We start from the raw sequence: 14,539 nt of genomic DNA on the forward strand, positions 1-14,539 counted from the left end.
AACTATGAATTTTAATAAGTCCTTCCTATCAACATTAAAAATGAGGACAATTGACCGCATTAGCTTATAGCAACCCCATGAAATATTCATTTAGGAAGTTTTAATGCATAACAATATAAAGTACTCGATATCTTCTGCGCTTTTGATTAGTGCGATATTCACAAGCACTAACTCACACGCTTGGGGTCAAAATGGCCACCGTATTGTAGGGCAGATTGCACAATCTCATATAAGCGAAACAACTAAAGCAGCAATTAAACCTTATTTAGATGGTGAGTCACTTGCGCAAATATCAACGTGGCCTGATGAAATGCGCTCTGCTCCTGGCGACTTTTGGCAAAAGCAATCATCTCGTTGGCATTATATTAATGCAGCACCAGGAAAATCTTTCAGCTTCAATCACGATCACACTAAAAACAAAGAATCTGTAAGTAATATCCTAGAAGGCATTCACTATTCAATGCAAACACTCACTGATAAAAATAGCACCTTAGATGCTAAGCAGTTCAGTTTGCGTTTTTTAGTGCATTTAGTAGGCGATAGCCATCAGCCATTTCATGCCGGTCGAGGTGAAGATAGAGGTGGTAACCGTATTAAGGTTTCATTTTTTAACGAAGAAACAAATCTTCACAGCCTTTGGGATACAAAGTTAGTTGAGAACGAGAACTTGTCGTTTACTGAATACGCTCAATTTATTGATACAAATAACAGCGAGTTAATTGCTGAGTATTTACAAAGCTCACCTAAAACTTGGGTTGAAGAATCACACAATTTAGCAACAAAAATTTATAAGTACACCAACGACGAAGTTGGGTACAGCTACATTTATAACAACACTCCAATTGTTAAAACACGCCTACAACAAGCGGGTATTCGACTAGCTGGACTATTGAACGCCTTATTTGACCCTTCTGCAAAAGAGTTAGAAACGGCACTAAAAATGACGACTGACAAATAAACAGTATTAAATTTATATAACCTACACACGGGAAATCAACATTATGACTAAGCTTCGCCTTTCGAAATTAACTGGAGCGGTAATTTTAGCTCTAGGTGTTTCTACAAGCGCAATGGCTGCTGATACTTCATCTGCAATGCGTGGTAAAATTACAACGCCTTCAGGTGGCAGTGCTGCAAACGTTAAAATTAAAGTAGTTCACCAACCAACGGGAACTATTAGCGAGCTAACTACAAACGAAAGTGGTACGTTTATCGCTAATGGCTTACGTGTAGGTGGTCCTTACATGGTTATCATCGATTCTGATAAGTTTAACGATACGACTGTTGAAAATATCTATCTAAATCTGGGTGAAACATACCGCTTAAGTTCGCAGCTTGCTCCGCTAAACATTGAAAAAATTGAAGTGTCTGGTTATAAAATCGTTCAGCAATCTGGTGGCTCAAGCAGCTCATTTGGTTCTGATACTATTGAAAATATGCCAAGCTTTAACCGCGACATTAAAGATATTGCGCGCTTAAACCCACTTGCCAGTATTAATGGTAATGGCGAGCTAACGTTTGCAGGTAGTAACCCGCGTACCAACGGTTTAACTGTTGACGGTATTGGTCAAAATGATGACTTTGGCTTGAACTTTGGTGGCTACCCTACTTCTCAGCCTCCTGTAGCACTTGATGCTATTGAACAAGTTTCTGTTGATGTATCTCCTTTCTCAGCTTCTAAAGGTAACTTTGGTGGCGGTACTATTAATGCAGTAACAAAATCTGGTACAAATGAGTTTAAGTTCTCTGGCTTTTATGAAATCTCTACTCCAGAGATTGCAGGCGATGTCGATAGCATTGTTCAAGAAGATGACCTTGATGAGCTAGGTCATAAAACTTATTCTACAAATAAAGTAGAGCCGATTAAAACTGAAGAAAGATTTGGTTTTAACGTTGGTGGCGCAATTGTTAAAGACGAACTGTTTTATTTCGTTAACTATTCAGAATGGTCAAGCGAATTAGATCTTGATTACGGCTTTGACGGCTCTGGTGCAGCCAACGAATTTAATACTTCAGAAGCTAACTATAACCGTTTCATTTCTATTTTAAATAATGAATATGGCTTGACTGATTCATTAGCAGGTGCGCCAGAAGATACAAATAAAAACCTGTTAGTTAAGCTAAGCTGGAACGCAAGTGATGACCATCGTTTAGATTTTACTTACCAATGGCAAGACGATCAAGATGAGCGTAACACTAGCACCGGTGGCGATAATATTGTACTAACATCGAACACCTACGCCTACGTAACGAAGTTCAATAACTTTTCAACAAAGCTTTACTCTGATTGGACTGAAGATTTTTCTACTGAAATTGGTGTGTCATATAAAGATGTTACCTCTGATAGCGCAACTCGCTCAAACCTAGGTAGTATTTCAGTTGATGAAGATGGTCGAAATGGCCCTTCTTACAACTTTGGTACAGATCAATATCGTCATGCTAACCGCTCTGAAACGCAAAATTTAACTTTCACACTCGATGCTACCTATTTAATGGATGAGCATGAAATAAACTTTGGTGCTCAATATGAGTCACTTCGTTTATATAACTTATTTGCTGAAAACTCTCTTGGCACGTGGAAGTTTGATAGCTTAGAAAATTTTGAAAACCGTGAAATTGGTTCTTATGATTTCTCTTATCAGAATGCTTACACTAATGATTCAGCTGATACAGCATATGATGTAAGACGTAACCAACTAGCACTCTACATTGAAGACACTTTTTATGTAGGTGACGATTTAGAAGTTACAGCAGGTGTTCGTTATGAACGTTTATCATCAGATGATAAACCAACTCTAAATGAAAATTTTGCGAATACGTATGGCTTTACTAACCAAGAAAATCTAGATGGTCTAGACATTATACTTCCTCGCGTTGGCTTTAAATACTACGTAACAGAAGCCCTTACTATTAACGGTGGTATTGGTCGCTTCCAAGGTGGTATTCCAAATGTTTGGTATAACAACTCATTCCAAAGCGATGGTATTACATTAGTATCTGCTCCTAACGATGTAATTAACGACTACTATGCAAATAACACTGCCGATATTACTCAGGTGCCTGATGAAATTAAAAACTCATTAGAACAAGGTGCTGGTAGCGTTGCTTATATCGACCCTGATTTTAAATTGCCTTCAAGCATTCGCACCCAAATTGGTTTTGAATATGAGTTTGATTCTGAACTATTAGGTGATGGCTTTAAATGGCAAGCAGAGATTGCTTATCATAAAAAAGAGAATGAGGCGGTATGGCATAATACATCTATTAACCCAATCGGTATTGCAGCTGATGGTGAACGCGTCATAAATGAAACTATTTATAGTGGCTCTTTAGCTGATAACGCTGACATAGAAATGACGAATTCATCTGATGATGGACGTTCAATTATTATTTCAACAGGTATTGCTAAACAGTGGGATAATGGCCTGTTTGTATCGGCAAGCTATGCTCACCAGGATGTTACCGAGTCATCAGCCGGTTCAGCTTCTCAAGCGGAAGGTAACTACAAGCATAATATTACAGTAAATCGTAATGAAGATATTGCAGCACGTGGTTTTTACGAAGTTGAGCACAGCTTTAAAATCAACTTAGCATATAACACAGAGTTTTTTGAAGGGTATGCGACTAAGTTTAACGTGTATTTTGAACGTCGTTCAGGTCGTCCATTTAGTTATACAATGAACATGTATAAAGACAGTGATTTGGGTGATACGAGTAGTTTCTTCAGTAATGGTGCTTACTTACCATATATACCTACAGGTGCTGATGATCCAAATGTAAACTGGGATGAATCAGGTATGACTTGGGCTGAGTTAGAACCATTACTAGAGCGTGCTGGTATATCTCAGCGTGGTGGTATTTTAGGTAAAAATACAGCAACTCAACCTTGGGTTACTACGATGGACGTTAGCATTAAGCAAGAAATACCAGGCTTTGCTGAAGGTCACACTGGTGAGGTTTATCTAATGATTGATAATTTCGCAAACCTTCTAAACAGCGACTGGGGTGTAGAAAAACGCTTAGGTTACTCTAACCAAACTATTTATGACTTTGGTGGCCTTGATGACCAAGGCAGATATAAAATAGACAACAGCTTTGGCGGTGCAGATGTGCGTAATTACTCACAAATCAATTCATCGTCATCAGCTTGGCAGGCTAAAGTTGGTATTAGCTACAAGTTTTAAGCCTTAATAGGTAAGTAATAACACATTAAGTTAATTGTTAACAAAACCCATTGCAAATTTGTAATGGGTTTTTTGTTTTTCACACCCCAATTTCACATGTTTGTCATAAAGCCCACGTAATATATACCCCGATATAGAGTTATTGCTCAAAAAAACACTCAAATAGACAAAAATAGTACTATTTATTAAAAATATATTGCAGTTGTATTTTATTTGTAACGAATAAATAAGGTACACTAGTAACGGATTTTGAATAAATGAACTTTAACTGTTTATTTTGAAAAATTTTAAAATAAAAATATAAAAATTTAATTAATAACTACACGGGAAAATTAAATGAAAACTCAATTACGCAAAACAGCTCTTTCACTTGCTATTGCAGCATGTGTTGGTGTAAGTGGCGCTGCAATGGCTAACGAAACGACCTCTGCAATTAAAGGTCAAGTAATGGGGCCTAACGGCAACCCAGCAGCCGGCACTAAAGTAACAATTTTACACGTACCTTCTGGATCAGTAAAAACAACTGAAGTAAATGACGCTGGTTATTTTACAGCTAAAGGCCTGCGAGTTGGCGGTCCTTATAAAGTAATTGTTGATTCAGATGTATATGCAGACCAAGAATTCAATAACATTATTCTTAATATTGGTAACGATTATCCAGTAAACGTTTCTCTTGAGTCACAATCAAGCATGGAACAAATTGTAGTTTCTGGCGCGCCAATTAGCGCTATGTCTGGTGGTACTGGTCCGGCGTCTACATTTACGCTAACTGATCTTGAAAATACACCAGCTATTAACCGTGATTTAAAAGACATTATCCGTATCGACCCACGTATCACAATTGATGATAGCCGTGGTTCAATTAACTGTGGTGGTGGTAACCCTCGCTACAATAGCTTAACGCTAGACGGCGTTCGTATGAACGATAACTTCGGCTTAAGCTCAAATGGTTACCCTACTATTCGCGCCCCTTTCTCTTTTGATTCAATTGAACAAGTTTCAGCTGAACTTGCACCGTTTGACGTTCAATACGGTGGTTTTACATCGTGTAACATCAACGCTGTAACCAAATCTGGCGGCAATGATGTTCATGGCGCTGTTTTCTACGATTACACTAGTGACTCTTTCAAGGGTGATAAAATTGAAGGTGATGACGTTGATAACGGTAACTATACTGAAAAACGTTACGGCTTCAACGTAGGTCTTCCACTAATTGAAGATAAACTATTTTTATTCACTTCATATGAAAAACTTGAAGGTGTTCAACAGTTTAACTACGATGGTTTAAGCAGCGGCAGTGTAACTGCTGATGATATCTCGCGTATCACAAGCGTTGCTCAAACTGTATATGGTTACGATGTAGGCGGAATGCCTTCAAGTATGCCTGTTGAAGATGAAAAAATCTTAGTTAAACTAGATTGGAACATCAACGAAGATCACCGTGCAAACTTAATCTATAACTACAACGATGGTAATACTGTTTCACAGTCTGATACTGGGTCTAGCCGTGTATCACTATCTAACCACTTTTATGACCAAAGTGCAGAATTCACTTCAATCATTGCATCTGTTTACTCTGATTGGTCAGATGACTTCTCAACTGAAGTTCGTATTGGTAAGTCTGAGCTAGATGCAACAGTACAATCATTAGATGCAGCAAGCAGCTTTGGTGAAATGCAAATTCGTACCGAAGATGGTGGTACAGTTTATATTGGTCCAGATGATTCACGTCAATCAAATGACTTAGATTACGATACAACTACATTTAAAGTTGCAGGTACTTACTACCTAGATCAGCACACAATTACTGCTGGTTACGAGTTTGAAGAGTTAGATGTATTTAACTTATTCGTTCAGCATACTGAAGGTGAATACCGTTTCAACAATATTGATGATTTTGAAAACGGTATTGCAAGTGCAATTTTCTACAATAATGCAGCTGCTACAAATGATCCAAACGATGCAGCAGCAAGCTTTTCGTACGCTCAGCATACATTTTACGTGCAAGACGAGTATTCATTCACTGATTTAGATGCAAACATCACCTTTGGTCTACGTTACGACAAATATACAAGTGATGATGTACCTAACTTAAATCAAAACTTTACTGACCGCTATGGCTACAGTAACCAAAGTACATTTGATGGTATTGATTTAATTCAACCACGTGTAGGCTTCCAATGGTACGCTACAGATGCACTTGAAGTACGTGCAGGCGTTGGCTTGTTCTCAGGCGGTAACCCTAATGTTTGGTTATCTAACTCTTACTCAAACGACGGCATTACTAATATTAGTGCAAACCAGTTTGGTGCTATCGACTTGTTCGCAACACCTAATGTAAATAATGGTACTCCAGGATTTGAAGTACCTCAGTCTCAATTTGATGCAGTAGCTGACACTGTAATCGGCTCAGGCGATTCAGTTGCAAACGCTGTTGATCCAGACTTTGAAATCCCATCAGAGTGGAAATACTCACTTGGTGCAACGTACACAACTGAAAACGAGTACGTAATCTCTCTTGATTACTTATATTCAAAGAAAAAAGATGCTGCATTAATGCGTGACATCGCACTTCAAGATTCTGGCGAAACTACATTTGATGGTCGTCCTATATACGAATCAATTGAAGGTCGTGAAAACGAATACTTACTAACAAATGTGAGCGGTGATAGCGGTGATTCATCTGTTATCTCATTAGCGGTTAGCAAGATGTTTGATAATGGTGTGAGCGTTAACTTTGGTTATGCATACACAGATTCTGATGATGTTAACCCAATGACAAGCTCTGTTGCTGGTTCAAACTACGGTAATATCGCTCTTACAGATCCAGGTAACCCAGGTGTTGCTTCATCTGATTACGAAATTCCACATCGTTTTACTATGACTCTTGGTTATACTCATGAGTTTGTTGATGGGTTTGCTACTCGCTTTAACCTATTTGGTGAAGCATATAAAGGCTTACCATACAGCTACACATTTGATGGCAGTGACGAAAATGTATGGGGCGATGCAAACTGGAATGGTAACCGCCAACTATTGTATGTTCCACTTGAAAACGATCCTAACGTTGTTTACAACATGAGTGCTGCTGATATCAATGAATTCAATGAATTTATTGCATCAAATGGTTTAGAGCGTGGTCAAATTACTAGCCGTAACGCAGAAAACTCTGATTGGTTTGTTAAGTTTAACTTTAAGTTAACTCAAGAGCTTCCAGGCTTTATGGAAGGTCACAAAGGTGAAGCATTCTTCGTAATTGATAACCTTACTAACCTGTTAAACGACGATTGGGGCGTACTTAAGAAAGGTCCTTTCGTAGGCGCTAGCATGATTTCAACATCACTTGATGATCAGGGTCGTTACGTTTACTCTGACTTTAATGCGAATAATGCAAATACATCAGTGCAATCAGATGCATCTGTCTGGCAAATGCGTGTAGGTGTTCGTTACACTTTCTAATTTAGAACTTTAACCTAAAACATCATTTAAAAGCCCACTTTGGTGGGCTTTTTTATGCCTTTAATTTGTTATTTAACTTTTCAAAAATACCCACTAACACTTCATATTCTTCATTAGTCAAAGTGCTTAGTAATTGTTTTTCCCAATTCAGTGCATCGGGTGCTATTTGCTCATATAAGCTTTGACCTACTTTACTCAGTACAAGTAAGGCCGCGCGTTTGTCTTGTGCATTTAACTCACTTTTCACTAAACCTTTATCTATTAAAACTTTTACCGCACGCGACACTGTCGACTTGTCCATATTTGCTTGCGTGCATAAATCCTTTGCGTTGCTCTGACCATACTGCGCTAAATTAGCAAGTATTCGCCACTGGGGAATATTTAAACCGTACTTAGTTTGATAAACCTCGGCAAAGTCATTACTTACACGTGTTGCTACATTCGTTAATTGATAAGGTAAAAACGTTGCTAAATCAATTTTCATTTTTAGTTATCCCAGCTTTATAAGGCTTACTTTGGTGTTCATTAATATTTACACGGATGCGTAGTTGCACATTTGATATTAGTCTCACTTGAGAGTATCTTAATTGAAATAAAAATAATATTAAACCAACCCCTCTCACAGGAGTCAGTAATGGCAACACAATTAAGTTATATGACCGGCTTTGGTAATGAGTTTGAAACACAAGCGCTACCCGGTGCACTGCCAATAGGACAATTTAGCCCACAAAAAGTTAAATACGATTTATACACAGAGCAATTTAGTTCGACTGCATTTACGGCTCCTCGCGCTTCAAATCGTCGCACTTGGTTTTACCGCCTTCGTCCGTCTGTAGTGCAAGGTGATTACCAAGCAATTGATAACGGCCTAATAAGAACAGCCCCAATCACTGAAGCCATAACACCACCAACAATGCTACGTTGGAATCCTATTGATATGCCTTCCCAGCCTACTGATTTTATTGATGGGTTAGTAACGATGGCAGCTAATGGCAGTGCTAATGGGCAATCTGGTATTGGCATTCATGTATATGTCGCTAATCAGTCAATGCAAGGGCGTTACTTTTGCAATGCCGATGGCGAAATGTTGTTTGTCCCTCAGCAAGGTGAGTTATTAATTCACACCGAGTGCGGTAAGTTAAGCATTAAACCGGGTGAAATTGCTGTAGTTCCCAGAGGAATTAAGTTCTCTGTTGATTTAATTGACGATACAGCCCGTGGTTATATTTGTGAAAATTATGGCCATGCGTTAGAGCTTGCAGAGCGAGGACCTGTTGGCGCCAACGGTTATGCCAACGACAGAGACTTTCAATACCCTGTAGCAGCCTTTGAAGATAAAGAAGGTGACTTTGAGCTTGTTTCTAAATTTAACGGTAATTTATTTAGCTGTGAAATAAAGCACTCTCCTTTTGATGTAGTTGCATGGACGGGTAATAGTGCGCCCTATAAATACGACTTATCGCGTTTTAATGTAATGAATACAGTGAGCTTTGATCACCCCGACCCATCTATATTCACTGTACTAACCTCTCCTTCTGCTACTGAGGGTATGGCAAATGTCGATTTTGTGATATTTCCACCGCGTTGGATGGTAGCCGAAAATACATTTCGCCCGCCGTATTATCACCGCAATATTATGAGTGAATTTATGGGCTTGATTGAAGGTGTGTATGATGCAAAAGAGCATGGTTTTGTACCTGGTGGCGCAAGTTTGCACAATTGTATGTCGCCACATGGACCTGAAGCCGACGTATTTGAAAAAGCCTCAAACGCTGAGCTTACACCACAAAAATATGAAAACACATTGGCCTTTATGTTTGAGTCGCGCTATATAATTTCACCGACAAAATATGCATTAGAAGGTAAAGAGCGCCAACCAAATTACACCGATTGCTGGCGTACTATTAAAAAACAATTTACAGGTTCACAGGATTAATTATGAAATTATACAGCTACTTTCGCTCATCAGCGGCTTATAGAGTGCGTATAGCGCTTAACTTAAAAGCAATCGATCATGAACTTGCTATTGTTAACCTTTTAAAATCGGAGCAGCTTGGGAAAGAATACTTAGCGACTAATCCGCAAGGCTTACTACCGGCACTTGAAACCAATGATGGTGTTTTAGCACAATCGCTTGCAATACTTGAGTGGCTAGATGAAACTTATCCGCAATCGCCATTAATTACAGGGACTGCGTGGCAAAAGTCGCAAATAAGAAACTTAAGCTTTGCCATTGCTTGCGATATTCATCCTGTTAATAATTTACGCGTGCTGAAGTATTTATCAAACGAATTAGGTGTTGATGGCGAGGCTAAAAATAAATGGTATCGACATTGGATAGAAGTGGGTTTTGAAAAAATAGAACTGATGCTAAACGAAAATAATAACTACTGTTTTGGTGACCAACCAACACTTGCTGATATTTGTTTAGTGCCGCAAGTATTTAATGCAATTCGTTTTGACGTAGATATGAGCGCTTATCCAAAAATTGCAGCCATTTACGAACATTGTAATAAATTAGCTGCATTTAATGACGCTGCACCGCAAAATCAACCCGATGCAAATTAAGCTAATTTAGATTAACTTTGTAGCGCGCTATGAATAACCGTAACGTGCTCAATTAAATCTAAGCCCAGATCAGTTAAATATCCGCCATCTGGGCTATCTATAATCCCTTTTTCAAATAAACGTTGCGCTGCGCTAAGTAAGCTTGGCTCTGCGTCTGAATGTAATTTAATACCCTGCATTTTACTGTCGCGAGGAAACTTTGCTAATAGTGTGAATTCTTCGATCATTGTTTGATTAAATTGCATTGTGTGCACCTTTTTATTGTTCTGTGAATAACTAAGTTTATACTTAAAATCACTTTGTGTACTTTACACTAGCACGTTTTTTAGCTTAATGTATTATTTTTAACCCTCCCTATTTAAAGGCCTCTAATGCGTAACTTTTTAATTCTATGTTTTTGTTTTAGCAGCTTATCGTATTCAATACTTAGTGAAGCAACAACGCTAAAAACCCATTCAATTATTGATGCAAACCAGTTTGTAAATGAAGAAGCTAACTGTTGGTACGACAACAAACGCTATAGCGAAGGCGCATTAATACAAGTTCATTCTTTTACACTTTTGTGTGGTGCTAAAACACCCCAACACAGTAACAGCCAACTCATTTGGCTTAAAATAGATAAGCAAGGTAATGCTATTTACCCAACAGCTCCTAAAACAATCACTGTGAATTAGCGCTAAAAGCTGATTTAAGCTACAATGCATGCAGTTTAAATAAGTAGTATGGCTATGAATAATCAACCTAAAAACCCTCTACATGGGGTAACATTAGAACAAATACTTGTTGAGTTAGAACAACGACTTGGCTGGAGAACACTTGGCGAGCAAGTAAAAATTAAATGTTTTACTGATCAACCCAGCATTAAATCGAGTTTAAAGTTTTTGCGTAAAACGCCTTGGGCTCGCGATAAAGTGGAAGCACTTTATATTCACACTATAAATAATAAGCCTATTCGTAGACCAAAAAGTGCACCAAGAGAAACATCTTCTCAAGCGCCGGATACAACAGGGTTTGTTTGGCCATCAATTAAAAAGTGATGTAAAAAAAGGAGCTAATTAAGCTCCTTTTTTGATTATAACTTGCGCGATTTATTGCTCTTTGCAAATCACATTTAATGAAGCCGGCTCAATAGTAATAACCAGTTTTTGAGCGGTTTTAACTTCACCATCTAGTACGTACTTAAGCTCTCCTTCGCCTGTAACCTCTACTCTTTTGGCATTTGTATGGTGAGAGTTTATAGCTAAATGTGTTTGCGTTAAGCTACTAAACATCAGCTCTGCAATACTTAGTACTGTGGTTGAATCTTCATTATTTGGTGTTAACCAATTTATATCGAGTAGCCCGTCACTATGATCAGGTTGCCCGCCACCTTGAGCCAATAACGTTGTAAAAGGCGCAGCATTAGCCACAATAAAACTATTAGTACATATTTCTTCTGGCTCATTATCATCGAGTTTTACTTTAAGTAACTGCGATTTTTGCTCGCCAAACGCTTCAAAAAAACCATTTAAATAGGCAAGTTGCCCCGACTTATTTTTCGACTCTCTATCTGCTTTTTCTATCATTGATTGCTCAAAACCAATACCCGCGAGCAGTAGTACTAATTCATTATTACAATAAGCAGTATCTATTATGCTTGTTTGACCATCTATAATTAAGTCACAAGCCTGTTCAACAGGAATAAATTTAGAGGTAATACCCATCAATACATGCGCAAGGGCGTTTGCAGTCCCCATAGGGATGATGCCTAGTTTACATTGTGTATTTACAAGTACGCTTGCAACTTCGGCCACCGTACCATCTCCCCCGCATGCGATAATAATATCCGGATTTTGCGCAATTTCCTGTTTAGCCAGCTCAATACCGTTAACTTCTTTTGTAGTAGTGAGTACTTTCAGATCGTAATAATCCGATAGCCGCGCAACAATTAAGTGCTCTTTTTCTTCCCATAATCGTGTACCAGATACAGGGTTTGCAATTAAAACGGCTTTGTTTTTAATCAGTAATTCGCCTTTTTTATGTCGCTTAGCTAAATGGCGAAGTTGATGCTTATTTAAATTTGCGGTTTCGCGGGTTTCTTTTATTTGTGCAAGTACTTCATGCACATCTGCATTTTTGTTTTGGCTCAGTAAATAAGCCGCCATGACAAAAACAGAGCGCCCACGCCCTAAAGCACAATGAACGACTACGCGATGGTCTTCTTTAATATGGTGATGAATCCAATTAATAGCCTGATTTAACTGAGAATGGGTAGGAATACTATGATCGAGCACCGGAATGTTTAAATAATTAATATTCTCTTGTGTTGAACTCCACTCGAGCCCGTCGAATTCACACGTAACATCTAAAATCGCCGTAATCCCGTTATCTTTTAATGTGTCTATATCTGAGGGAAATAATCGGCAAGCTAAAAATAGGTTTTCGTTTATTTGTTGAATGGGCGGCACTTTATCGCGCTTACGTGACCAGGCATTATAAATTTGCACACCGAATAAAAATGGCACAAACGCCCACCGTATATAAAATGGGATCACCCCATTTTCACGCTTTCTAAATATTTTTGCTGTATTAAAAATATACGCGGTACTCACTAATAAAAGTGACAGCGCAGTCCAATAAAAAACAATAGCAAAATAAACAGAGTTCACTTCCCAACCAATAAAAATAAGCAGTAGTGCTAATAGTGAATAACTAATTGCAGCCCACATAGTCTCTCCTTTGTGAAAATAATGCCGATTTATAATCTTAATTTAAACGGCTTTAAGTAGTCTTTTGCAAATATCACGCCATATAAATGCCATTTAAAATTCAAACGCGAACAGTAGGGCATTGATATCTATAGTAATTAATAAACTAAAATCTACTACAGACCGCTCTTTGTGCATTTTTTACAAACATGTGAATAAATTATACTTACACGTCTAAATTTCAAACACTGATCGGTTATTGCTTGTACTTACGTATAAAGCAGCTAATCTAAAAGGCAATTAAATTTTTTGCATCCAAATCACACTCTCAACCGTTTACTCAATGATAATAAGAAAAACAGGACCCCTATGGATAACGATGATTTACTCCCTCTTTTGTGCGCAACAGCACAAGGAGACAAAAATGCTTTCTCAAGTTTATATCAACAAACTAGCGGCAAACTTTTTGCTATTAGCTTAAATATGCTCACTAACAGGGCTTATGCAGAAGAGGCACTACAAGACGCTTTTATAAAAATTTGGCATAACGCATCTGAATATAACGCCTCTAAAGGCACCGTTATTAGTTGGATGATAAGTATAGTCAGATACAGAAGTCTTGACTCACTTCGCTATCACAAAGTACGAAAAGAGCAGTCGTTAGGCGATGACGAATATGAAAATGAAAGTGTTGACGTTAATTACGATGAAGAAACGAAACTGGTCAATTGTATCGAACAGCTTGAGCCGCAACAAAAACAAGCTATTCACTTAGCTTATTATAAGGGGCTGAGTCATAGCGAGTTAGTCGATCATATAGAAACGCCTTTAGGTACAGTTAAAAGCTGGATCAGGCGTGGGCTTATGCAGCTACAAAGGTGTTTAACATTATGAATTATAATAAACCCGAACTATTAGACGCGCTTGCTGGGCAGTACGTGCTTGGCACACTTAGAGGGCTTGCCCGAAAGCGTTTTCAGCGTCTGTTACTTAACTCAAATCAAACACGTGAAGCAACAAATATGTGGGAGCAAAACCTAAACAACTTAGCGAGTGCTATTACACCGCAAACGCCACGTGACGATGTATGGGTAAATATACTACAGCGTATTGAGAACAGACCACAAACAAGTAAAACAGTCATACATACCAAGCCTTCAATTTGGCGTACATGGTCTTTTGTGGCAACTGCCGCATGCATTGTTTTAGCCTTTTTGGTTATTCAGCCTAGTACCAATGTTATGCAAACTCAGCAAATTGCTTTGGTTCAAAATCAAGATAAACAATCATTGTGGTTTATTGATGTAAGCGAGCAAGGGCTCTCAATTAAAGCTAGCAGCCAATTGGTTGCTCAAACTAATAAAGATTATGAGCTGTGGATGATTTTAAAAGGTCAAGATGCACCTATTTCATTGGGTTTACTGCCCAAGCAAGGCAGTAAAATATTATTTAAAGATAACCGCTTCAACGCAAGTGATATCGCATTGTTAGCAGTGAGCTTAGAGCCTATTGGTGGCTCACCAAATGGCTCTCCCACTGAAGTGCTTTACACCACAGAGCTGGTACTTTTATAACCCTACTTTCATGACTAAAGTTGGCTGTTTACTTAAAGCAGCCAACCTACTCTCTAACTTTTTTAAC

12 protein-coding genes are annotated in these 14,539 nt (G+C 38.3%); 9 read left to right on the forward strand and 3 right to left on the reverse strand.

The annotated features are described in order from the left end of the window. Positions 1–103 precede the first annotated feature (103 nt). The 3 genes from H5115_RS01615 to H5115_RS01625 all read left to right on the forward strand — a co-directional run bounded on the left by H5115_RS01615 (position 104) and on the right by H5115_RS01625 (position 7,643). Complete coding sequence (locus H5115_RS01615) at positions 104–958, forward strand: S1/P1 nuclease (protein ID WP_182671135.1); 855 nt, start codon at positions 104–106, stop codon at positions 956–958. Positions 959–1,001: 43 nt separating this feature from the next. Then, complete coding sequence (locus tag H5115_RS01620; RefSeq protein WP_165742534.1) at positions 1,002–4,184, forward strand: TonB-dependent receptor; 3,183 nt, start codon at positions 1,002–1,004, stop codon at positions 4,182–4,184. Between the two features lie 336 nt (positions 4,185–4,520). Then, positions 4,521–7,643, forward strand: coding sequence for a TonB-dependent receptor (locus H5115_RS01625; protein ID WP_182753286.1), 3,123 nt, complete (start codon positions 4,521–4,523; stop codon positions 7,641–7,643). A gap of 52 nt (positions 7,644–7,695) precedes the next feature. On the opposite strand, the gene H5115_RS01630 is transcribed toward H5115_RS01625, so the two are convergent. Then, positions 7,696–8,127: a MarR family winged helix-turn-helix transcriptional regulator gene (locus H5115_RS01630; protein ID WP_182671132.1), complete on the reverse strand. Its 432-nt coding sequence runs from the start codon at positions 8,125–8,127 to the stop codon at positions 7,696–7,698. 150 nt (positions 8,128–8,277) lie between these two features. Here H5115_RS01630 and hmgA point away from each other — a divergent pair, with 150 nt between their 5' ends. Both hmgA and maiA read left to right on the forward strand, forming a co-directional pair. Continuing rightward, positions 8,278–9,579: a homogentisate 1,2-dioxygenase gene (gene hmgA / locus H5115_RS01635; protein ID WP_182753288.1), complete on the forward strand. Its 1,302-nt coding sequence runs from the start codon at positions 8,278–8,280 to the stop codon at positions 9,577–9,579. A 2-nt stretch (positions 9,580–9,581) separates the two neighbouring features. Continuing rightward, complete coding sequence (gene maiA / locus H5115_RS01640; protein ID WP_182753290.1) at positions 9,582–10,211, forward strand: maleylacetoacetate isomerase; 630 nt, start codon at positions 9,582–9,584, stop codon at positions 10,209–10,211. 11 nt (positions 10,212–10,222) lie between these two features. Here the strand turns inward: maiA and H5115_RS01645 are convergent, their stop codons facing one another. Then, a complete protein-coding gene (locus tag H5115_RS01645) occupies positions 10,223–10,456 on the reverse strand; it encodes a TIGR02647 family protein (RefSeq protein ID WP_007375551.1) in 234 nt (77 codons plus the stop codon). A 126-nt stretch (positions 10,457–10,582) separates the two neighbouring features. On the opposite strand from H5115_RS01645, the gene H5115_RS01650 reads away from it, so the two are divergent. Continuing rightward, positions 10,583–10,885 (forward strand): DUF1496 domain-containing protein, encoded by a 303-nt coding sequence (locus tag H5115_RS01650; RefSeq protein WP_002959040.1) that lies wholly within the window; start codon positions 10,583–10,585, stop codon positions 10,883–10,885. Between the two features lie 54 nt (positions 10,886–10,939). After that, positions 10,940–11,248, forward strand: coding sequence for a VF530 family DNA-binding protein (locus tag H5115_RS01655; protein WP_024591820.1), 309 nt, complete (start codon positions 10,940–10,942; stop codon positions 11,246–11,248). 51 nt (positions 11,249–11,299) lie between these two features. On the opposite strand, the gene H5115_RS01660 is transcribed toward H5115_RS01655, so the two are convergent. Continuing rightward, positions 11,300–12,919, reverse strand: coding sequence for a diacylglycerol kinase family protein (locus H5115_RS01660; RefSeq protein ID WP_182753291.1), 1,620 nt, complete (start codon positions 12,917–12,919; stop codon positions 11,300–11,302). Positions 12,920–13,267: 348 nt separating this feature from the next. Between H5115_RS01660 and H5115_RS01665 the strand changes: the two genes are divergently transcribed. Beyond that, entirely contained in the window at positions 13,268–13,792 is a 525-nt protein-coding gene (locus H5115_RS01665; RefSeq protein ID WP_007582398.1) for a sigma-70 family RNA polymerase sigma factor, read from the forward strand. Then, the gene (locus tag H5115_RS01670) at positions 13,789–14,472 is read left to right on the forward strand and encodes an anti-sigma factor domain-containing protein (RefSeq protein WP_182753293.1); all 684 of its coding nucleotides are present in this window, start codon (positions 13,789–13,791) and stop codon (positions 14,470–14,472) included. Before H5115_RS01665 ends, H5115_RS01670 begins: the two co-directional genes overlap by 4 nt. Positions 14,473–14,539 lie beyond the last annotated feature (67 nt).

The sequence above is a fragment of the Pseudoalteromonas sp. SR44-2 genome, assembly GCF_014163745.1.
GTDB lineage: Bacteria > Pseudomonadota > Gammaproteobacteria > Enterobacterales > Alteromonadaceae > Pseudoalteromonas > Pseudoalteromonas distincta.